This window comes from Actinoplanes sp. KI2 (assembly GCF_025630775.1).
Taxonomy (GTDB): Bacteria; Actinomycetota; Actinomycetes; order Mycobacteriales; family Micromonosporaceae; genus Actinoplanes.
In genome coordinates this window covers 335,370-356,075 of the sequence record NZ_JAOSZE010000001.1, presented here as the reverse complement: position 1 = coordinate 356,075, position 20,706 = coordinate 335,370, and the positions used below count along the sequence as shown (strand labels likewise).

Annotated in this window: 21 protein-coding genes; 10 read left to right on the top strand and 11 right to left on the bottom strand. The window is 69.9% G+C overall.

All coding sequences use genetic code 11. From position 1 onward, the window contains the following. Positions 1-100: 100 nt before the first annotated feature. Both ODJ79_RS01615 and ODJ79_RS01610 read left to right on the top strand, forming a co-directional pair. The gene (locus ODJ79_RS01615; RefSeq protein WP_263021477.1) at positions 101-1,057 is read left to right on the top strand and encodes an SAM-dependent methyltransferase; all 957 of its coding nucleotides are present in this window, start codon (positions 101-103) and stop codon (positions 1,055-1,057) included. Positions 1,058-1,074: 17 nt separating this feature from the next. Further along, positions 1,075-2,199, top strand: coding sequence for an NADH-quinone oxidoreductase subunit D (locus tag ODJ79_RS01610; RefSeq protein ID WP_263021476.1), 1,125 nt, complete (start codon positions 1,075-1,077; stop codon positions 2,197-2,199). Between the two features lie 15 nt (positions 2,200-2,214). On the opposite strand, the gene ODJ79_RS01605 is transcribed toward ODJ79_RS01610, so the two are convergent. From ODJ79_RS01605 to ODJ79_RS01590, 4 genes are all read right to left on the bottom strand, one after another. Next, positions 2,215-3,558, bottom strand: a complete 1,344-nt coding sequence (locus ODJ79_RS01605) for a hypothetical protein (protein WP_263021442.1) — start codon at positions 3,556-3,558, stop codon at positions 2,215-2,217. A 111-nt stretch (positions 3,559-3,669) separates the two neighbouring features. After that, positions 3,670-4,641: a glycine betaine ABC transporter substrate-binding protein gene (locus ODJ79_RS01600; protein WP_263021441.1), complete on the bottom strand. Its 972-nt coding sequence runs from the start codon at positions 4,639-4,641 to the stop codon at positions 3,670-3,672. A 162-nt stretch (positions 4,642-4,803) separates the two neighbouring features. After that, a complete protein-coding gene (locus tag ODJ79_RS01595; protein WP_263021475.1) occupies positions 4,804-5,517 on the bottom strand; it encodes an ABC transporter permease in 714 nt (237 codons plus the stop codon). Beyond that, the gene (locus ODJ79_RS01590; RefSeq protein WP_263021440.1) at positions 5,514-6,233 is read right to left on the bottom strand and encodes an ABC transporter permease; all 720 of its coding nucleotides are present in this window, start codon (positions 6,231-6,233) and stop codon (positions 5,514-5,516) included. The genes ODJ79_RS01595 and ODJ79_RS01590 overlap by 4 nt, the downstream gene beginning before the upstream one ends. Before the next feature lie 2 nt (positions 6,234-6,235). Between ODJ79_RS01590 and ODJ79_RS01585 the strand changes: the two genes are divergently transcribed. After that, positions 6,236-7,243 carry an ABC transporter ATP-binding protein gene (locus tag ODJ79_RS01585; protein ID WP_263021439.1) on the top strand — a complete coding sequence of 336 codons (1,008 nt, stop codon included), beginning with the start codon at positions 6,236-6,238 and terminating at the stop codon, positions 7,241-7,243. A 46-nt stretch (positions 7,244-7,289) separates the two neighbouring features. Here ODJ79_RS01585 and ODJ79_RS01580 read toward each other — a convergent pair whose 3' ends face one another. From ODJ79_RS01580 to folP, 7 genes are all read right to left on the bottom strand, one after another. Further along, on the bottom strand, positions 7,290-7,781 hold the full coding sequence (locus tag ODJ79_RS01580; protein WP_263021438.1) for a hypothetical protein: 492 nt from the start codon (positions 7,779-7,781) through the stop codon (positions 7,290-7,292). A 66-nt stretch (positions 7,782-7,847) separates the two neighbouring features. Then, the gene (locus ODJ79_RS01575) at positions 7,848-8,156 is read right to left on the bottom strand and encodes a hypothetical protein (protein WP_263021437.1); all 309 of its coding nucleotides are present in this window, start codon (positions 8,154-8,156) and stop codon (positions 7,848-7,850) included. A 29-nt stretch (positions 8,157-8,185) separates the two neighbouring features. Beyond that, positions 8,186-9,409: an ABC transporter permease gene (locus ODJ79_RS01570; RefSeq protein WP_263021436.1), complete on the bottom strand. Its 1,224-nt coding sequence runs from the start codon at positions 9,407-9,409 to the stop codon at positions 8,186-8,188. 179 nt (positions 9,410-9,588) lie between these two features. Beyond that, entirely contained in the window at positions 9,589-10,068 is a 480-nt protein-coding gene (locus ODJ79_RS01565) for a DUF3180 domain-containing protein (protein ID WP_263021474.1), read from the bottom strand. A 35-nt stretch (positions 10,069-10,103) separates the two neighbouring features. Beyond that, positions 10,104-10,631: a 2-amino-4-hydroxy-6-hydroxymethyldihydropteridine diphosphokinase gene (gene folK / locus ODJ79_RS01560; protein WP_263021435.1), complete on the bottom strand. Its 528-nt coding sequence runs from the start codon at positions 10,629-10,631 to the stop codon at positions 10,104-10,106. Further along, positions 10,628-10,990, bottom strand: coding sequence for a dihydroneopterin aldolase (gene folB / locus ODJ79_RS01555; protein ID WP_263021434.1), 363 nt, complete (start codon positions 10,988-10,990; stop codon positions 10,628-10,630). The genes folK and folB overlap by 4 nt, the downstream gene beginning before the upstream one ends. 39 nt (positions 10,991-11,029) lie before the next feature. Next, on the bottom strand, positions 11,030-11,860 hold the full coding sequence (gene folP, locus ODJ79_RS01550) for a dihydropteroate synthase (protein WP_263021473.1): 831 nt from the start codon (positions 11,858-11,860) through the stop codon (positions 11,030-11,032). Positions 11,861-12,222: 362 nt separating this feature from the next. Between folP and ODJ79_RS01545 the strand changes: the two genes are divergently transcribed. The 7 genes from ODJ79_RS01545 (at position 12,223) to ODJ79_RS01515 (ending at position 20,705) form a co-directional block, all read left to right on the top strand. Further along, the gene (locus ODJ79_RS01545) at positions 12,223-12,522 is read left to right on the top strand and encodes a hypothetical protein (protein WP_263021433.1); all 300 of its coding nucleotides are present in this window, start codon (positions 12,223-12,225) and stop codon (positions 12,520-12,522) included. 1 nt (position 12,523) lies between these two features. After that, entirely contained in the window at positions 12,524-12,886 is a 363-nt protein-coding gene (locus ODJ79_RS01540) for a hypothetical protein (protein ID WP_030438230.1), read from the top strand. 103 nt (positions 12,887-12,989) lie between these two features. Next, a complete protein-coding gene (locus ODJ79_RS01535) occupies positions 12,990-16,460 on the top strand; it encodes an ATP-binding protein (RefSeq protein ID WP_263021432.1) in 3,471 nt (1,156 codons plus the stop codon). Positions 16,461-16,463: 3 nt separating this feature from the next. Then, a complete protein-coding gene (locus tag ODJ79_RS01530) occupies positions 16,464-18,434 on the top strand; it encodes an MFS transporter (protein WP_263021431.1) in 1,971 nt (656 codons plus the stop codon). 5 nt (positions 18,435-18,439) lie between these two features. Beyond that, positions 18,440-18,985, top strand: a complete 546-nt coding sequence (locus ODJ79_RS01525; RefSeq protein WP_263021430.1) for a hypothetical protein — start codon at positions 18,440-18,442, stop codon at positions 18,983-18,985. Next, entirely contained in the window at positions 18,982-20,103 is a 1,122-nt protein-coding gene (locus tag ODJ79_RS01520; RefSeq protein WP_263021429.1) for a M23 family metallopeptidase, read from the top strand. Before ODJ79_RS01525 ends, ODJ79_RS01520 begins: the two co-directional genes overlap by 4 nt. After that, a complete protein-coding gene (locus tag ODJ79_RS01515) occupies positions 20,100-20,705 on the top strand; it encodes a hypothetical protein (RefSeq protein WP_263021428.1) in 606 nt (201 codons plus the stop codon). Before ODJ79_RS01520 ends, ODJ79_RS01515 begins: the two co-directional genes overlap by 4 nt. The last annotated feature ends 1 nt before the right edge of the window (position 20,706 follow it).

Sequence of the window (20,706 nt, the reverse complement as noted above, 5' to 3'; positions counted from 1 at the left end):
CGACGCGCGCGCCCGGGGACGGCGCGGGGAATCCGGGTCCCGGCGGGCCTATGGTGCTGGTGTGACGAGTGCTGGCCGGGAGACGGGGTGGCGTGCCGCGATGGCCGCCGCGCTCTACGGGCCGGGCGGGTTCTTCACCGGCGGCGGGAGCGGACCCGCCCAGCATTTCCGGACGAGTGTGCACGCCTCGCCGCTGTTCGCGGGTGCCCTGCTGCGGCTGGTCGAGCGGGTCGACGCGGCGCTCGGCCACCCCAGGACGTTCGACCTGGTCGACGTGGGTGCGGGCCGGGGCGAGCTGCTGGCCGTCCTGCGCACGCTGCTGCCGGCCGGACTGGCCGGGCGCGTCCGGTGCACCGCCGTCGAGGTCGCCCCGCGCCCGGCCGGGCTCGACCCGGCGATCGCCTGGCGGCGGGACGTGCCGGAGGGCATCGTCGGGCTGCTGGTCGCCACGGAATGGCTGGACAACGTGCCGCTCGACGTCGCCGACCTGGACGACCACGGGCGGCTGCGGCTGGTGCTGGTCGACCCGGCGACCGGCAAGGAGACGCTGGGCGGCCCGCCGGACGCCGCCGACCTGTTCTGGCTGAGCCGCTGGTGGCCGCGGGCCGCGCGGGCGGAGATCGGGTGGCCGCGGGACACCGCCTGGGCCGACGCGGTGCGCTGCGTGCGGCGCGGGTGCGCGCTGGCGGTCGACTACGGTCACCTGCGCGGCGAGCGGCCCGCGCTGGGCACACTCACCGGCTTCCGGGCCGGGCGCCAGGTGCCGCCGGTCCCGGACGGAAGCTGCGACGTGACCGCGCACGTGGCGATCGACTCCGCGGCGGGGGCGGCCGGCACGCCGTACGAAATCGTCAGTCAGCGGAAGGCGCTGAAAGCGCTCGGTATCGACGGCGCGCGACCACCGGTGGATCTGGCCCGCCGCGACCCGATGGGATATCTGCGCGCGCTCTCCGCGGCCGGCGAGGCAGCCGAGCTGATCGACCCGGCCGGGCTCGGCGGACATTGGTGGCTGCTGCACCGGATCAACCTGGACGAGCATGGGAGCATGCTCAAGTGACGGACGCGCTGCGCGAAATGACAGTCGGGACCGGCGCCGGGCTCGACACCGCCGACATGGTGCTCAACATCGGGCCCCAGCACCCGTCCACGCACGGCGTGCTGCGGCTGAGGCTCACCCTGGACGGCGAGCGGGTGGTCGCCTGCGAGCCGATCGTCGGCTACATGCACCGCGGCGCCGAGAAGCTGTTCGAGGTGCGCGACTACCGGCAGATCATCATGCTGGCCAACCGGCACGACTGGCTCTCCGCGTTCGCCAACGAGCTGGGTGTGGTGCTCGCCGTCGAGCGGCTGATGGGCATCGAGGTGCCCGAGCGGGCGGTCTGGCTGCGCACCGCGCTCGCCGAGATGAACCGGGTGCTCAACCACCTGATGTTCCTCGGCTCGTACCCGCTGGAGATCGGCGCGATCACGCCGATGTTCTACGCGTTCCGCGAGCGGGAGACGCTGCAGGCGGTGCTCGAGGAGGCCACCGGCGGCCGGATGCACTACATGTTCAACCGGGTCGGCGGCCTCAAGGAGGAGGTGCCGGCCGGGTGGACCAAGCGGGCCCGGCAGGCGATCGCGACGGTCCGCAAACGACTGCCCGACCTGGACAACCTGATCCGGCGCAACGACATCTTCCTGGCCCGCACGGTCGGGGTCGGTGTGCTCACGGCGGCGCAGGCCGCGGCGTACGGTGCGTCCGGGCCGGTGGCGCGGGCCAGCGGGCTCGACTTCGACCTGCGCCGCGACGAGCCCTACCTCGCATACGACCAGCTCCAGGTGCCGGTGGTAACGAAGACGGCCGGTGACTGCCACGCGCGCTTCGAGGTGCTGCTCGACCAGGCGTACGTGTCGCTGGACCTCGCGCAGGAGTGCCTCGACCGGGTCGACCGGATCTCCGGGCCGGTCAACGTGCGCCTGCCCAAGGTGGTGAAGGCGCCGGAGGGGCACACGTACGCGTGGACCGAGAACCCGCTCGGGGTGAACGGGTACTACCTGGTGTCGCGGGGTGAGAAGACGCCGTGGCGGCTCAAGCTGCGGACGGCGTCGTACGCGAACGTGCAGGCGCTGGCGACGCTGATCCCGGGGTGCCTGGTGCCCGACCTGATCGCGATTCTCGGCTCGATGTTCTTCGTGGTCGGGGACATCGACAAGTAGCCGGCCGGGTTTCGCTCAGCGGCGTCGGGGGCCGTAGCCCTGGACGTAGCGCTCGTCGGACTGCGGCTCGGACTCGTCCGACCAGCCCGGGTAGCCGGCGAAGTCGGCCAGCGTGCCCACGTTGGTGTCGTTGGCCGACGGGCGGTGGCGGCGCGCCTTGTAGTTCGGGTCGCCGGACGGCTGCGGGCCGTCGTAGCCGCCGTCCAGGCCGTAGCCGGCCACGTCGGGATCGACCGGCGAGTGGTCGCGATAGCCGGTCGCGTGGCTGGTGCCGTTCGCCCGGCCGTAGCCGTTCGCGGACCCATAGTCGTTCGCGGGGTCGTAGTCGTCGGCAGGACCGAAGTCGTTCACCGGCGCGTAGTCGTTCGCGGGGTCGTAGTCGTTCGCCGGCCCGAAGTCGTTCGCGGAGTGGTAGTCGTTCGCGGGCCCGAAGTCGTTCGCGGGCCCGAAGTCGTTCGCGGGCCCGAAGTCGTTCGCGGGCCCGAAGTCGTTCGCGGGCCCGAAGTCGTTCGACGGGTCGTAGTCGTTCGACGGGTCGTAGCCGGTTGGCGCGGCGCGGCCGGTCGGGGCGCCGTGGACACCGTCGGGCTGGGCGTAGCCGTCGGTCGCCGGGCGGCCGTAACCGTCCCCGTAGCCGTCCGGACCGGGACCGGCGACCCGCGCCGAGCCATAGGTGCCGGACGCCCGCGCGGCCGGATAGCCGGTGCTCCCGGCGAAGTCGGCGTCCGGGGCATCGGAGCGACCGTACGGCGCGCCGCCGGGCCGGACCGAGGCCGAGGCACGCGGCGCGGCCGGCGAGGCGGGGCCGGGGACGGACGCCGCTCCGCGCGGCACCGGAATCGCGGCCGACGCGGCAACCGGACGCGGGCCGGCGGGCACACCGGCGGCGACCGGAGGCGGACCGGCGGGCCCTCCGGCGGCGCCCGGACGCGGGCCGACGGGGACAGCTGCGGCCGGCACCGCGGCCCGGCCACCGCCGGCGAAGCCGGGCTCGGGCAGGCGGCGAGGTGCGGCCGGGAACGGATCGTCGGCCAGCGGAACATCCCCGAAGAATCCGGGATTATCGGACGGGGCACCGCCGCCGAACTCCGCTCGCAACTCGCGGCGGAGCGCCTCGACCTCCTCGGCCACCCGATCCTCGACATGCATGCGCTGCAGCATCGGATCGCTGCGGATGAGCACCGACGCGCCGATCAGCACCACACTCACCGCGATCAGCAGCACGGCGAAACGCACCGAGCCGGAGCTCTGGCCCAGCAGCACGATGGCCGCGGCCAGCGGCGCGAGCAGCACGCCCGCCCAGATCAGGCCGCGGAGCAGTCGCGAGCTGTGTCCAGTCTCGGGGTCCCTCTCCGGCATGGCCGCCGATGCTACCGAGAGCGCGCCAAGATTGAAACGAGGAAGCGCCGGGTTTCAAGGGTGGAAACCCGGCGCTCATATCCACAAGCTGTCAAACCAGGGTGAAAAAGGTCACCCGGCGGCCAATGCACCGTCCGAGCTGAAGACCAGGCCCACGCTGATCGTGCCGTTCTTGAGAGCCGTCTTGGTGAGCGGGCCACCGGCGTCCAGGCTGGAGAACTTGCCGGCCTGGAAGTTGTAGACGTCGACCAGGCCCTGCTGGCACTTCGGCCGCTGCGGGCACTCCGCCGGGCCGCCGAGCACGGTCGCCGCGCCGGAGCACTTGGCGGCCAGGTCGGACAGCGTCTTCACGCCGTACTTGTCGGCGAAGGCCGTGGTGACCGCGAAGGCGTTCTGGTCCTGCGCCTGCGACGCCTGCCCGAACACCAGGCCGACCTTGTCGCCCAGCGCCTTCAGATTGGTCACCGTGGTGTTCAGGTCGGGCGAGGACGGGTCCTTGCCGGACTTGTCGACCTTGCCCTGCAGGAACGTCGCGAGGGTGGCGGCGTACTCGGGGACGACGGAGATGTCGCCCTTCTCCAGCGCGGGCTCGTAGAGCTCGCGGTTGCCGATCTGCTGCACCTTGACCTTGTAACCGGCCGCGGTCAGCACCTGGCCGTAGATCTCGCCGAGCGTCGCCGACTCGCTGAAGTTGGCCGCGCCGACGACGATGTTGCCGGAGCCCTTCGCCAGGCCCGCGGTGAGGTTGTTGGTGGAGATGAACTCGCTCGCCGCGGCCTTCGAGGACTTGCGGTCGATGTCGACCGCCTTGTTCAGCGCGATGAGCTTGGTCGTGTCGAGGGCCGCAGCCACCTTGTCCAGCGCAGCGATCAGCTGCGGCGACGATGCCTTCTTGTTGATCGCGGCGATCACGTTGTCGGTGTTCTGCAGTTTTTTGTCGTCGGTGAGCACCACCAGGTCGTTGCCCGCGACCGGGGCACAGCCCGCGCCCGCGGCCGCCGACGGCGGCGCCTCCGTACCCGAGGAGCCGGCGCTGCCACAGCCGGCGAGTGTGACGATGGCCGCTGAGGCACTGGCGGCCATCAGGAGCAAGTGTCGACGCATACTGCCGCCTTCTGTGTCCCGGCGCGACCGTCGTGGCCGCGCCGCGTGTCCGACGGGCAGCCGAAAGTGCGTTGCCCGTATATATGCAGTGCCTAGGTCTACCCGCTGGGTATGACAACTTCCCGGAAAGATGCTGGTCTGTTACCCGCTGACCGCGGGCCGAGCCGCCCGCCGCCGCCGGACCACCCGCAATGGACGGGGCGTGACCAGGCGTTCCACCCCCGCGAACAGCGCTTCGACGAGAAGTGCGAGAACGACCACAGCGATGCCGCCGGCCACGATCTGCGCGCCGCCGCGGCTGATCCCGAGCCCGAACCCGGCCGTGATGATCTGCCCGAGGCCGCCGCCGTTCACAAATGTTGCGAGCGTGGCGGTGGCCACCACCTGCACCGCGGCGGTCCGCAGGCCGGCCGCGAGGTACGGCACCGAGAGCGGAAGCTCGACGCGGCGTAACAACTGCCCGCCGGAGAGCCCCATCCCGACGGCCGCGTCCCTCGTCTCGGCATCCACCGAGCGCAGCCCGGTGTACGCGTTGGCGAGCAGCGGCGGCACCGCGAACACGGCGAGCGCGAGGATCACCGGCAGCTTGCCGAACCCGATCGGGGTGAGCGGCAGGATCGTGAGCAGCGCCAGCGTGGGGATCGCCCGGGTGAGGTTGGCCGTGGTGACCACCACGCCACCGCCCCGGCCGCGGTGCCCGAGCCAGATGCCCAGCGGCAGCCCGACCAAGCAGCCGATCAGCACCGCCCAGAAGGTGATCACCAGGTGCTCCTGGAGCCGGTCGAGCAGGCCGCCCGGGTTGGTCCAGTTGAGCGGGTCGTTGAGCCAGACGATGGCGTCCTGGAAATAGCTCACGTTGCCCGCCTCCTGCTCCACGGGGTCAGCACCCGGCCGAGGCCGACCAGCGCCAGGTCGAACACCAGCGCCAGGCCGACGCAGAGCACCGTGCCGGTGAGGATCTCGGCCTTGTAGAAGTTGTTCCAGAAGCCGCCCATGATCAGGTCGCCGAGGCCGCCCTGACCGATGATCGCGCCGATCGTGACCAGGGCCACCGTGGAGACCGTGGCCAGCCGCAGGCCGGTCACGATGCCGGGCAGCGCCAGCGGCAGCTCGACGTGCCAGAGCCGGCCGAACCGCCCGTACCCCATGCCGGAGGCGGCGTCCTTGACGTCGGCCGGCACCTGGGTGAGACCGGTCAGCGCATTACGAACCAGGAGCAGCAGGGCGTACAGCACCAGCGCGATCAATACCGTCCCGCGGTTGGTCGCGCCGAGCAGCGGGGCCAGCAACGCCAGCAGCGCCAGCGACGGAATCGTGTAGAGCACGCCGGAGAGTGCGAGAATCGGCCCGGTCAGCGGTCTGATCCAGTACGCGAGGACGGCCAACGGCACGGCGACCAGCAACGCGATCACCACGGTCTCCAGGGTGATCCCGATGTGGAAGCCGAGCTTGGACAGGATGGTGTCCGCGTTGTCCTGGATGTACTGCCAGGAGAACCACGGATTTCCGGGCCCGTCACCGGCGGGTGCGGCCAGCGGCAGGGGCGCCGGCGCCCGCAACAGGAAGGACATACGTGGACGCTACCGCGATCAATGGATCCGGGGACGCCCGGAGCGCTGCGTCGATCACGCTGGAGGACATCGGCAAGACGTACCCCGACGGCACGGTCGCGGTCGGCGACTTCAGCCTCGAGGTGCGCGCCGGCGAGCTGACCGTGCTGATCGGCCCGTCGGGCTGTGGGAAGTCGACGATCCTCCGCATGATCAACCGGTTGATCGAGCCGACCCACGGGCGGATCCTCATCGACGGGCAGAACGTCCTCGAACGCGACCCGGTCGAGCTGCGCCGGCACATCGGGTATGTGATCCAGAACGTCGGCCTCTTCCCGCATCAGAACATCCGCACCAACGTCGGCACCGTCCCGAAACTGCTCGGCTGGAACGCCAAGCGGATCGGCCAGCGCGCCGACGAGCTGCTCGACCTGGTCGGCCTCGACCCGGCCCGGTACGCCAAGCGCTACCCGCACGAGCTCTCCGGCGGCCAGCGGCAGCGGGTCGGGGTGGCCCGGGCGCTCGCCGCCGACCCGCTGGTGCTGCTCATGGACGAGCCGTTCTCGGCCGTCGACCCGATCGCCCGCGGCCGCCTGCAGGAGGAGTTCCTGCGCTTGCAGGCCGCCGTCCGTAAGACGATCGTGCTGGTCACCCACGACATCGACGAGGCGGTTCGGCTGGGCGACCGGATCGCGGTGCTGGCCGAGGGCGGCCGGCTGCTGCAGTACGCGCCGCCGGCCGAGCTGCTGGCCAAGCCGGATTCGACGGCGGTCGGCGACTTCGTCGGCGCCGACCGGGGCATCCGCCGGCTGGCCGTCACGCCCCTACGGCAGGCAATGGTCTCCGGGGCGACGGATGCAGCCAAGAGCGGTATTCCGACCGTGGACGCCGAGGGGACGCTCTACGATGCGCTGGCCGCGATGCTGGCGAGTGACGCCACGGAGGTCGTGGTCGTCGAGAATGGCAAGAACGTGGGCGTGGTCACCCGTACGTCAATTTTTGCGGTGCCCGAAGCGGAAGCGACGGTCTGAGAGCGCCAGGCCGGGTTTCCGCCGGCCTGGCGCTCGTTCGGGGGATTTATCTGGTGCCGCGATAGCCGCCCAGCGTCGCCAGGCCGATGATCCAGCCGACGAACAGGCCGTAGGTGACCCCGCTGCCGGCCGACTGGAATGCGCCGAGCATCGACGGGTTCTTCAGGAAGAGCGTGGTGACCAGCGCGGCGAAGCCACCCGCGAAGATGTATGACGCCCAGCCCGCGAAGAACTGACTGATCGTGCCGCGCGCCCGAGCCAGCTGCGAACCGGGCAGCAGGTACAGAAACAGCGCGGTGAAGACGACCACCAGGATCGCCTTCAGATCGCCCACAATGATCTCGCGGAGTGAATCGTTGGAGCTGATCGTCCAGCGCGGCCAGGTGAGCAGCCGGAGCCACCAGCCGCCCGCGGTGTTGGGATTGGTGTTGTCGAATGCCCAGTTCGCGTACCAGGTGCTGCCGAATACGAGAACCAGTATGAGTGCGGCAAGTGTGCCCGCACCGGGTGCAGACTTGAACCGGTTGCCGAGAGCCATGCGCGGATATTTCCCGGATCGATGGCTCTTTCAAACGACGGCAGTGGATACCGGCGGAGCGGCCGATCAGTGGCCGTGCTTTTGCAGGTAATCGATGAACGCGGCGCGCAGCAGCGGCTCGGTCTCGCCGTACCCGTGTTCCGCGTAGCCACCCTTGCCCCGGAACTCCCGCCACAGCGCGACGTACTCGTCGATGATCGGGCCGATCGAGTTGGGCGCACCGTCGAGCTCGCCGACGTCGTCCGAGTCGGGCAGGTGCTTGGAGACCGACCAGAAGAACTTGATGTCGTAGTTCTTGCGCGCCACGGCGAAGGCGCGCTCGCGCAGCTCCTCGGTGGGCAGGGCGTCCAGCTCGGCGAAGCTCGGGGTGGTCATGACGGCAAGCATAGGACCGAGCGGTCGGGTCAGCGGGCGGATCCCCAGGGTCCCTCGTCCCAGCGGTCGGTGCGGGCCGGGCTGGCGCTGGCCGGAGTCCAACTCTCCAGGTCGGGCGTCCAGTTCGCGGCGCCGGTCGTGGGCGCGGCGTTCCAGTCGTCGCCGACGCTGGGCGGAAGCGGCCGCCCGTACGTCTCGACCAGCCGGGTCACGATCAGGCCGCCGCCGAAGACGCAGGCCGCGGTCGCGAACAGCGCGATGTCCAGACCTTTGCGGCCGGACCAGTCCAGGTAGAGCGTCATCGCCGCGACCGCGAAGAGCGTGCCGAAGATGCCGCCACGCCGCCCGTACGCGCTGGTGCCGGCCAGCATCGCGAGGCCGAGCGCGATGCCGGTCCACTCCAGGCCGGTGCCCGGGACGATCGGCTTGGCCGACTGGGCGGCCATCAGAATGCCGGCGCCGACCGCGAACAGCGACGAGAGCACCAGCGAGAGCATCACCGGCGCGACCACCGCGCCGCCGCGGCGGCGGGACGGGTCGCCGACCGGACGCATGCCGCCCAGCCACCGGCGGACCGGCGTGATCGTGCCGAGCGCACCGCCCAGCACGGCCAGCAGCGCGAACCCGCCGAACAGGAAGAACGCCTGGTCGGTGGGGTCGTACTGGCCCTGCACCGCGACCGGGTGATTGCTCAGCTGATCGAAGACGATGACACCGAACGCCGCCGCGAGCGTCGCCGCCCAGCCGGGCACGTGCAGCACCACCACGACCAGGCCGACCACGATCGCGCCGGCCGCCGCGATGATCAGCGCCGGCACCGCCGCCTTGACCAGGCCCTGGTCGCCCTGCGTGGCGTACTGGAGGGCGGCGGCCAGGGCGATCGGGCCGAGCGCCAGGTTGGGCACGCCGGCCCGCAGGGTGAGCCCGCCGCCGAGCGTGAGCAGGCCGATGGCGGCGCCGTTGACCAGCAGATTGTCCAGGCTGGGCCGCCGCAGGGCGCTGGGGTCGAGACGCCAGAGGAGGAAACCGAACGCCGCGGCGGCCAGCAGCAGCACGACCTCCCAGCCGAGGTGGATGCCGAGCCGATCGCGGCCGTCGTCGTCGCGGCGCAGCAGGTCGGCCGACGTGTCGCCGCCGGCGTCGGCGATCTCCTGGCGGCGCTGCTCGGTCGTGGCCAGCGTGTTCGCACGATAGGCGGCCGGGTCGGTCGGCTGCTCGTCAGTCCGGCGGAAGGTCGTATCGTCGTAAGCCATCGTCCGCGCCTCCTCATGTGCGTCTCCGTGCGGCCCAGACGCACGCCAAACGTGCGGGCACGCATGCCCGCGCCCCGAAGCATACGGACAGGGCTCGGTCTCAGTTCAAGGCCGAAATCGTGCCGGATCAACGACGGGCGGTAGCTCTCCGGACATCGATGCTTGCCGTTGGCAACAATCTACCGGTGGCCGGTCGGGCGATCCGAGTCGTTCTCGTCCTTGGCGTCGGGTTTTTCCGGTACGCGGCAGGCCCGCTCGAGCCAGAGCGCGGCCCCGACCAGGGCGAGCGCGGAGATCAGGCCGCCCACCGCCTTGGGCAGGTCGGCGTGCGCCGCCTGGGTGGGCTCCAGCGCCAGGTAGATCACCAGCCCGGCGGAGAAGCCCACGGAGATCGCGCCGACCAGCGAGGACGCCTTCGCCAGCGCCACGTACCGGGCCACCGCGAGCGGGTCGACCGGCAGCGTGCCGGGCTTGCGCTGGATGCGCGCGCTGGTGTTCTGCGCGAGCAGGGCCTCGGCGATCGCCAGCACGACCAGCACGATCACCGGGGACCAGGGCAGATCGGGCAGCGAGCCGTAGGAGAAGCTGATCAGCAGCCAGCCCAGCGCCGCGGCGGCCAGCCCGGAGACGATCAGCACCGAGATGCTCGTCGGCCGCATCGACGGGTCCGACTTGGGCTCCCGCGGGTTACTGCTCACGACCTCGACTCTAACGGCAGATCCGGCCGAGGGGTCATTCCGGCGAGGTCGTCGGCGAGTGCGGGATCGTTGAGCAGATCGGTCAGCCAACCGCGCCCGGGCAGCTGCCCGTACGGCTGGATGTCGATCCACGGGCGCAGCACGAAGGCCCGCAGGTGCGCCCGCGGGTGCGGCACGGTCAGCTCCGGGTCGTCGGCGAGCACCGGCTGGTCGTCGGCGTCCCAGACCGCGATCACGTCGACGTCCAGGGTGCGGGGGCCGAACCGGCGCTCGGGGTCGCGGACCCGTCCGGCGGCGGCCTCGCACGCGCGCGCCCGGTCGAGCCAGTCGTGCGGCGCGGCCGCCGGGTCCACCGCCAGCAGCACGGCGTTCAGGTACGCGGGCTGGCCGGGGTCGCCCCAGGGCGGGGTCTCGTAGACGCCGGAGACCAGCACCACGCTCTCGCCGAGCAGGCGGACGGCCTGCTGGAGGTGCTGGTACCGGTCGCCGAGGTTGCTGCCGATCGACAGCAGGGCCCGGCTCACGGCCGGCCTCGCCGCAGCGTGACGGCCACGTCGGCGAAGTCGTGCGGGATCGGCGCCTGCGGCTTGTGGACGGTGACCTCGGCCGCCGTCACCCGCTCGTCGGCCAGGCAGACGGTCAGCAGCCGGTCGGCCAGCGTCTCGATCAGGTTGACCGGCTCGCCGGTGATCACCGCGACCAGCCGCTCGGCCAGTTCGCCGTAGTGGACGGTGTCGGCCACGTCGTCGGTGGCGGCGGCCTTGGCCAGGTCCAGCTCGAGCAGCACGTCGACGAGGAAGTCCTGACCCTGCTGCCGCTCGAAGTCGAAGACCCCGTGGTGCCCGCGCGCCTTGAGCCCGCGAAGCGCGATCCGACCGTTCACGATCTTCCCCCTTCTTCTTTATTCCTTGCTCTTGTCGGTTTATTCCTTGCTCTTGTCGGCCTCGTCAGGGGCCAGGCGGGGCGCGCCGGAGGCGCGCCAGACGGCGAGCGCATCGGCGGTGCCGCCGACGTCATGCACGCGTACGCCCCAGGCGCCGGCCGCCGCCGCGAGGACCGACGTGGCCAGGGTGGCCGCCTCGCGCTCGCCGACCGGGCGCGGGTTACCGTCCCGATCGGCCAGCAGGCGGCCCAGGTAGGTCTTCCGGCTGGCACCGAACAACACCGGAAAACCCAGGTCCACGAGTACGCCGAGGTGGCGGGTGAGCTGCCAGTTGTGCTCGGCGTTCTTGGCGAAGCCCAGCCCCGGGTCGAGGATGATCTGTCCCCGGTCGACTCCACCGGCGAGCGCCTCGTCCACCCGTTCGAGCAGTTCGTCGCGCACCTCGGTGACCACATCGTGGTACACCGCCAAACTGTTCATGTTCCGCGAATGGCCGCGCCAGTGCATCAGGATCCAGGGACAGCCGGCGTCCCGGGCCACCGCGGCCATCGCCCGGTCGGCGAGGCCGCCGGAGACGTCATTGATCACGGTCGCGCCGGCCGCGAGCGCCGCCTCGGCCACCCTGGCCCGGGTGGTGTCGATGCTCATCGGCACGCCGGCCGCGGCCAGCCCGGAAATCACCGGGACGACCCGAGCGATCTCGGTCTCGGCGTCCACCCGCTCGGCGCCCGGCCTGGTCGACTCGCCCCCGATGTCCACGATGTCTGCGCCGGCCAGGCGCAACTCGATGCCGTGCTCGACGGCGGTGTCCACGTCGGTGTACCGGCCGCCGTCCGAGAAGGAATCGGGAGTGACGTTGAGGATTCCCATCACGACCGGGTGATCTCGGCGGATTGTTTCCGCGCTCGTGAGCTGCGCATCCCTTGGGTGAGTTGCCACGGATCGAGGGTAGGACGGACGGGTTGTGGCACGTATGTACGATGCTTGGTGACTCATTTTCACGCACGCATTTACCTTGCGTAACGAATGAGCCGCTTGTAGCTAAGAAGTACGAGCCGTACTCTTCGGATCTGGGCATCATGAAGGAACCGAAGAGAGCAGACGAGCATGGCAGTGCCCGAACGGCTCACTCGACGCGGTGAGCTGGAAGTAGCACGATATGGGCGTCGCCGTGCGGCTTCACAACTGCGACGTGTCCGGACCCCCCTAACCGGACGCGGGGAGGTTTACCAATGATCGCCACTGACTTCGCCACGCACGTCGTGACAGTGTTGCAGCAAGGCACCCTGGCCGCACCCCAACAGCCAAAGGGCATCAACACTCAGGGCATCGTCACTTTCTTCGCCAGCAACATCGCACCGATCCTCCTGGCGGTACTGGGCGTGATCTTCATCGGGCGAGCCAGCCGGGGTGAGATCTCCAAGGTGCTCACCAGCTCGGCGATCGCGATCGTCGGCCTGGCCTTCATCGCGGGCGCGGCGACCCTGTTCTTCGTCGGCGACTACCTCATCTCTCTGATCTTCAGTAACTGAGATGCGGCTTCGTACCGACGACGACATCTACCGGGCGCGCTTGGTCTATCTGGGTCCGCCCGGGTACACGCTGCCCGTCCACCTGCCGTACGCGCAGTACGGCATGTTCGTCGCGCTGGTCCCCCTGTTCTGGCTAGGGCACTACCTGATCACGTTCGACTTCGACCCCTTCCCGGCGTGGGAGATCGCCCTCGCCATGGTCACCACGTCCTACGTGTTCCGGCACGTCGACCCCGACCGGCCCGCCCGGGTCGTCATCCGCACGGCGCTGACCGACTGGCGGCGCACGCGCGAGCCGGCGGTCGAACAGCGCGATCCGAGACTTGTCGCCACTCGTATCCGGGTTCGGGAGGAGTTGGTATGACCAGTTTTGCCGTACGCTCCCTCGGAGTCGGCGCATGACCGGACCCTCACCGCACGGGCGTCCCCCGGCGGATACCCACACTCCGGGCAGGCAGGGTAACGGTATGCGATCGGACCGCTACTCTTTGCCGGATTCGGTGGATGCCGACGCCGAAGAGTTCGTCGCCGCGCCGGGTTCGGGCGCGGTCGGTGTCTTCCAGGCCCCGCAGCCGGTCCGGCCGCGCGGCGCGAGCGTGGACACCACCCTGGACATCGACTCGCCCTTCCTCGACCTCTTCGGCAGCACGCCGGCGCCGGTCTCCGCGGCACCCGTCACCGAGCCGCCCGCGGACCCCGAGGCCGACTTCGACTTCGGGTTCGACTTCGACTCGCCGGCCGCGGCCGTGCCCCCGAAGACGCTGCCACCGCGGACGCCACCGCCGGCGGCGCCGGTCTCGCCACCGCCGGCCAGCGCTCCGCCCGCCGGCGCTCCGCCCGTCTCCGCGGCGCCCGCCGCTACGCCGGCCCCCGCCGCGCCGCCGGGCATCGAGGACGGGCCGTCCGGAGCGTGGGGGGTGCCCGAGCCGGTGTCCCCGTTCAGCCGGGCGCCGGTGGGGCCGCAGGCCGACTTCTACCCGGACACCGGCGGCGCCGACCCGCAGTGGCCCGACTTCGACGACTGGCCGGCGGCGAGCCCATCGGTGGCCGTCGCGCCGCCGCCGACCGCGCCGCACCAGACGGCGCCGCCCCCCACCGCGCCGCACCCGACCGTGCCGCTCCCGGCCACGCCACCGCCGGCCGCCGCCGAGCCCACCGCGCCGCCGCTGTGGCAGACGGTCGGCACGCGACCCGCGCCGGCGTCGGCCGTCCAGCCGTACGCTCCGCCGGCCCAGGCCGAACCCGACCAGGCCCTGCCCGTACCGTCGCCGGCGAAGCCGCCCGCGAAGCGCAAGGAAAAGCCCCCGGCCCGGCGGAAGAAGGCCGAGGTCAGTCCTTCGAAGAAGGACGTGAAAGCGGCGCAGCTGCGGCCGCACAAGCTGAAGTTCAACGACCGTGACCCGGTCATGGAGCTGGCGATCAGCGAAATCGCCGGGCACCTGACCTTCACCCAGAGCACGGTCACCGCCTGGTACTACCTGCCCGAGGTGCGCTGGGCCTTCCGGCCGGACGCCGAGCGCGAGGCGCTGCTGTCGGCCATCTCCGAGCAGTACGCCGGCCTGGCCGGTTTCCGCCTGCACCTGCGGCGCACCAACCGGCCGTTCCCGGCCGACGAGTGGGCCCGCACGGTCGACTCGTTCACGGCAAAACCACTTCCCGACGTACGCGGCGCGACCAGCTGGTCCGACCACCTCGTCGCGGCGCAGCGCCACCTGCTCTCGGTCAACCACGCCGAGGGGCAGACCTACCTCGGCGTGACCTTCGCCCGGCGCTCGCTCGGCGACACCTTCGCCGAGCGGATCCTGCGCGTCTTCGGCAAGGGCACCTCGGACGGCGAGCGGCGCAAGCTGGGCCGCACCGTCGAGCAGTTCGACGAGGTGCTGAACGCGTTCGGCATGCGCGGCCGCCGGGTCGCGCCGAACGAGCTGGAGTGGCTGCTCTACCGCTCGGTGGCGCTGTGCATGGCGCCGCCCGCGCTGCTCTCGCCGATCACCAACGGCCAGTGGGAGACCGGCGACCTGCTCGCGCTCACCGAACAGGTCGAGCGCTACCGGACCCCGTACGGCTCCACGGTCAAGCTGGTCAACCGGATGACCGGCGAGGAACGGCACGTCGCCGTGCTCTCCGTCGGCCGGATGGAACCGCTGGAAATCCCCGAGAAGCACGAGCCCTGGCTGCACTTCCACGAGCGCCTGCCATGGCCGATGGAGCTCTCGTCGCGCCTGGACATCCTCGGCTCGGGCAGCTCCTTCAAGAACCTCGAACACCGGCTCCGCATGATCCGCTCGCAGCAGCTCGACTACGCCGAGCACGGCATCGACGCCCCGCCCGAGCTGGAACGCCTCGCCAAACGCGCGCTGGTGATCGGCGACGAGATGACCACCGGCCTGCCGGTCGAGTCGGCCCGGGCGCACGGCTGGCACCGGATCGCGGTCGGCGGCGCCACCCGCGAGGAGTGCCTCGAACGGGCCCGGCGACTCATCCAGCTCTACTCCCGCGAGCTGCGGATCTCCCTGCAACACCCGAAGAACCAGGACCAGCTGGCCCGCGAGTTCATCCCCGGCGAGCCGATCGCCAACACCGGCTACGTCCGGCGGATGCCGGTCAAGCTGCTGGCCGCGGCGCTGCCCCAGGCGGCCTCGACCGTCGGCGACCGGCGGGGAGACCTGATCGGGCGTACGGCCGGGACGTGCCGGCGGCCGGTCTTCCTCGACCTGCACTTCCCCATGGAGGTCCGGGAGCGCTCCGGACTCGGCGTGTTCGTGGCCGAGCCCGGCGGTGGCAAGTCGACCCTGATGGGCGCCCTCGGGTACCTGAACGCCCGGCGCGGCGTGCAGGTCACCCTGCTCGACCCGTCCGGGCCGCTCGCCCGGCTGTGCCAGATGCCGGAGCTGCGGCCGTACTCCCGGGTCTTGAATTTGACCGGATCCGAGCAGGGCACCTTGGCGCCGTACGCGCTGATCCCGACGCCGGTCCGCTCGGAGTTCCCGACCGGCCCCGGCGGCGACCGGGAGTTCGAGATCTCCGTCTCCAACGCCCGCGCCGAGCGCCGCATGCTGGTCCAGGACATCTGCTCGATGCTGGTGCCGCCGCAGGTCGCCAAGGAGGCGTCCACCGCGACGCTGCTGCGGCACGCGGTGCGGCAGGTGCCCGCCGAGGAGTCGTCCACGCTCGACGACGTGGTCCGCACACTGCAGGGCCTCGACGACGAGGAGGGCAAGGAGCTGGCCAACCTGCTCCTGGACACCGCCGAGATGCCGCTGGCGCTGCTGTTCTTCGGCTCGCCGCCGCAGCACCTGCTGGGCGCCGACGCGGCCCTCACGGTCATCACGATGGCCGGCCTCCGCCTCCCCGACCTGAAAATCGAGCGGGAGTACTGGTCGGCCGAGGAGTCGCTGGCCCTGCCGATGCTGCACACGGCGCACCGGCTCGCGGTCCGGCGCTGCTACGGCGGCTCGATGTCGTCCCGCAAGATGGTCGGCCTCGACGAGGCACACTTCATGGAGGGCTGGCGCTCCGGCCGGTCGTTCCTGGTACGCCTGGCCCGCGACTCCCGAAAATGGAACCTGGCGGCGCTGGTGGCCTCCCAGAACCCGCGCGACATCCTCGGTCTCGACGTGCAAAACTTGGTGTCGACGGTCTTCGTCGGCCGCATCGCCGAAGACCAGGAGATCGCGTCGGAGGCGCTACGCCTGCTGCGGGTCCCGGTCCACGACGGCTACGAGGCGACGCTGGCCTCGCTCTCCCAGATCGACACGTCCTCACACCAGCGACTCGGCTTCCGCGAGTTCGTGATGCGCGACGTCGACGGACGAGTCCAGAAGGTACGCGTAGACGTGTCGTACGTCGAAGGCCTGCTGGACCACCTGGACACCACGCCGGCGGCCCAGACCCCACCGACGGCCATCCCGCTGCCGGCGTCGGACATGGAGGACTGAACGATGCTGCGGCGGGCGCTGGCCCTGACCATGACGATGTTCGTCATGGTGGTGGCATCGATCGTATGGGCGGTAGCATCCCCAGCAAATGCGGCAGTCGGCGGCGGCGTACTGAAGGCTCCGGGTGGAGCATGCAGCACCGAAGAATGGCAGCAAGACTTCAAGTCTTGCGTCAGCCGCCTGGCCACTGTGAGCGCCAACCGAGCACAATGCCTCAATCCACCTACCCCGAGCACGCCGGACAGCGGGCTGGCGGGCTGGTTCGCTGAGCGGCCAGCGTCGTCGACGAGCAACAGCTACCCGGGCATGTACAGCGACTATGGGTACGCGGGATACAGCTACACGACATATGACCTGGATAGTGGGTGTGCATCTTCCCTAATCGACCCCGACTATAAATTCGAAACCACAGTAGCGAACGGCGAGTTCATGGTTGCCACGGCAATCATTGGCGCATCGAACGCATTAAGAGAGCGCGCCTGGGACCCGCAGGCGCTTTGGGGCTGGGCAGACCCACTGGTCGACCAAGCGACGAGGGCGGTTTACGAAAAGGTATTCAGCGTCTTCGGCGTCATCACATTGGCGATTGTCGGTCTCTATCTGCTCTGGCGTTCACGGCAAGCAGACATGGGAGCCGCGACCACCACGGCTGGATGGGCAATCCTGGTCATGGTCGCCGTTACGGCCATAGCGGCCTGGCCGGTAAGATCTGCGAACCTTGCAGACCAAACCTTGGTCACCTCTTTGGGTGTTGTCCATGACGCCGTGGGTCCGCGGCCGGAAAAACCCCTGACCAGTTGCGCGCTCGGGGGTACCGCGTGTGACGACAACCGGCCGCCCGCCGTCCGCGCGAGCGACACCGCGACCGAAACCATGCTTTACCGGAACTGGCTCCGCGGTCTGCTCGGATCTGCCGACAGCGAGACGGCCAAGAAGTACGGCATGGCGCTCTACGACGCTCGTTCCCTTAGCTGGGACGAGGCCGAAAACATACGGACTCATCCCGAGACACGGGACGCCACCCTGAACCTCAAGAAGGACCAGTGGGAAAAGGTCGCGGAGCAGATTAAGCAAGAAGATCCAGAGGCATACCAGTATCTTCAGGGCGTCAACGGCATGGACCGCATCGGCGCTGGCTTTATTGCCATGCTCGCCGCATTCATGTTTGCGATGTTCGACATCACGGCGTCCATTCTCGTGCTCCTGGGATTCTTGATTTTCCGGTGGGCGGTTATTGCAGCACCAATCCTCGGCACTGTTGGTCTTCTCCGGCCGGCGAGTGCAGGGATCCGGCGGCTCGGCAACGCTGTTGTCGCTGCGATCTTTAACATCGCGATCTTCGGGACGGGCGCGGCGATCTATCTGTTTGCCGTTGACTTGATCATGAATACGGCAAGCCTTCCCGGCTGGCTGCAGGTCGTGCTGGTCTGGCTGTGCGGTGTTGTCGGCTGGCTGCTGCTGCGTCCGTACCGGCGAATTACCCAGCTGGGCGGCAAGGACAGCGTGCGAGCGATCGCCTCGGCCGGTTCGTGGCATCGGCGGTTCTTCCAGGACATGCGCGAAGCGGCCAGGCTCGACGTCGCCGACGGTGGCGGCACCCGCGAGCCGACGATGGGCAAGAACGGCCGGCTGGTGTACGTCGACCAGAGCAACCTGCGGCCCGAGGCACGCCTCGAGGATCCGGCGCACTCCGCGAACCGTCCCGAGCTCGAATCCAGCAGAAGCGGCGGTCGCGAGATCGTGCCGGCGCAGACCCGTCCGGATGGCAGCGAGACCCCGCATCGGGACGTTCCGGCACCCGCCGGCGACCAGCCGCGTCGCGAGCCCACCGCGCCTGCCCGGACGCGTCGCTCGCCCGGGTGGACGGAGCCGGATGTGGCCGAGCAGCCGGCGTCCTACGCGATCTATCGACCGGAGACCGGGAACACCACCCGCGAACCGGCCACCCCTCGGATCCGCTCCGAGGCTAAGTGATTCACATGCCCCGATTCCTCGAAGTGAGCCTCAACCGGATCTTCCGCTCGCGCGTCGGCATCGCCGTAGTCATCGTGGCCATCGTTGCGGCGGTGGTCGGGATCGGCCGGATCTTCTCGGACGGCCACAGCTCCACGCCGGCGCTCGGCGCCGTCTCGCCCGCCCCGGTTGTCAGCATCAACCCGAGCGACGACGACAGCGTGATCGACTCGGCGCCACCGCCCGGCCCGTCCACCAGCCCGGGCCGGGCCCAACCGGAGGAGGTCGCTTATGCGTTCGCCTCGGCCTGGTGCAATCACCAGAAGGTGACCCCGAAGACGTGGCGTAGCCGGCTGTTGCCCAACGCCACCAAGAACCTCGCCGACGAACTCGACGGCGTCGACCCGGCCGGTGTACCCGCCGATCACGTGGTCGGCCAGCCGTCGCTCGTGCCGGTCAGCGCGACCGTGGTGACCGCGGTCGTCACGATGGACTCCGGCAAACTCAACCTGCGCCTGGTCGCGCCCGACGGACATTGGCTCGTCGACGGCATCGACTGGGACGGGTCATGAGGGTTCCGCGCCCTCGCAGGATCGTTCTTCTGGTCGCGCTCGTGGCGACCCTCTCGGTACTGTGCTGCGCAGGCAGCGCCACCGCCGTGTTTCTCGGCTTCTACAACGAGAGCAACAACAACTCCAAGGTTGACAGCGCGTTCGGCTGTGGCAAGGGCGGCCCGATCAACCCCGACACCAAGATGCCCTCGATCCGGCAGTACGGTGCCGCGCAGATCCGGAACGCCGCCATCATCATCAACACCGGTTCACAGCTGAAGATGCCGCCGCGGGCCTGGGTCATCGCGGTGGCCACAGCGATGCAGGAGTCCCGTCTCACCAATTTGGGCAACCTCGGCTCGCGCAACGATCACGACTCGCTCGGACTCTTCCAGCAGCGACCCAGTTCCGGCTGGGGAACGCCGACGCAGGTCATGGATCCGGTCTACGCGAGCACCAAGTTCTACGACAAGCTCAAGACCATCGCGGGCTGGGAGAGGATGCCGCTGACCGAGGCGGCCCAGCGAGTGCAGATCAGCGCCTACCCGGACGCGTACGCCAAGCACGAGCCCGTCGCCACCCAGATCGTCAACGAACTCGCCCACGGCGCGGCCGGCGCGCTGGGCAGTTCGGTGACCATGGTCTGCGCTGCTGCCGGGCAGATCGCCGCCTCCGGCTGGACCGTCCCAGTCAAGGGCGCTGTGGTCGGCTCGGGATTCCGCACCGCCGAGCGCCCGACCCACCAGGGCGTCGATCTGATTGTCGCCCGGTACACCCCGATCATGGCGGCGGCCAGCGGGATCGTCTCGAAGGTGAAATGCGATGAGGACCACCAGGGCCGGCATACCTGCGACGTCGACGGCTATCCGGGCAAGGGCGGCTGCGGCTGGATGGTTGAGATCCAGTCTGCCGGCAACATTATGACCAGGTACTGCCATATGGTGCAGCGACCGTTCGTCAGGGAGGGTCAGCAGGTCACGGCAGGCGAGGTCATCGGACGAGTGGGCACGAGCGGCAATTCCTCCGGGCCGCACCTACATTTCGAGGTACACCTGAACGATGATCGGTCGAGTGCCGGCGCGATAAATCCTGTGCCGTTCATGAAGCAGCAGGGTGTCCCGCTGGGAGGTGAGGGATGACCGGAGGAGCCGTGCCAGATCCGTTCGCGGGCCATCCCGACTGGGCATTGGATCCACCCCGTTCGATCGTGCCCACCCCAGCCAACATGAGCGGGAAGCTCCGCGGCCGTCGGGTGCTGATCGGACTGCCGGGCCATGGCTGGCGGGCCGACCTGCGGGCGGACGAGAAAGTGGTGCAGGGCAGTCGCACCTACGTGCCGGTCATGGTCGAGTCGGAGTGGTACCGCGCCGAAGCCGACCAGACCGAAGTCTTCGCGCCGCTGGTTCCGATCGAGCGGGTATGGGTCGAGGAGTTCGGCATTGCTGGCCCTTTGCCGGGCGAACAGGCCTTAGCGTTGCGGCTCGTTTCGCTTGACGAGCCCCCGCGAAGGGAAGCGGTGGCCGCTCTCGACGCTGGCGCAATCAGCGGTCGCCGTGTAATTGAGCTATCGGCCGACGGAGGCGAGCGACGGGACCTTCGGGCCGTGACCGAGCTTCACACCAACGAACTCGGTGATGTTTGTGCTCGTGTTGCCGCCGAACTCGATTGGTATCGCTGGGCGTGGAGCGGGAAAACGCCAAAGACTCTCGAAGTCTCGGCTCACCTACTGTGGGCCGAATGAC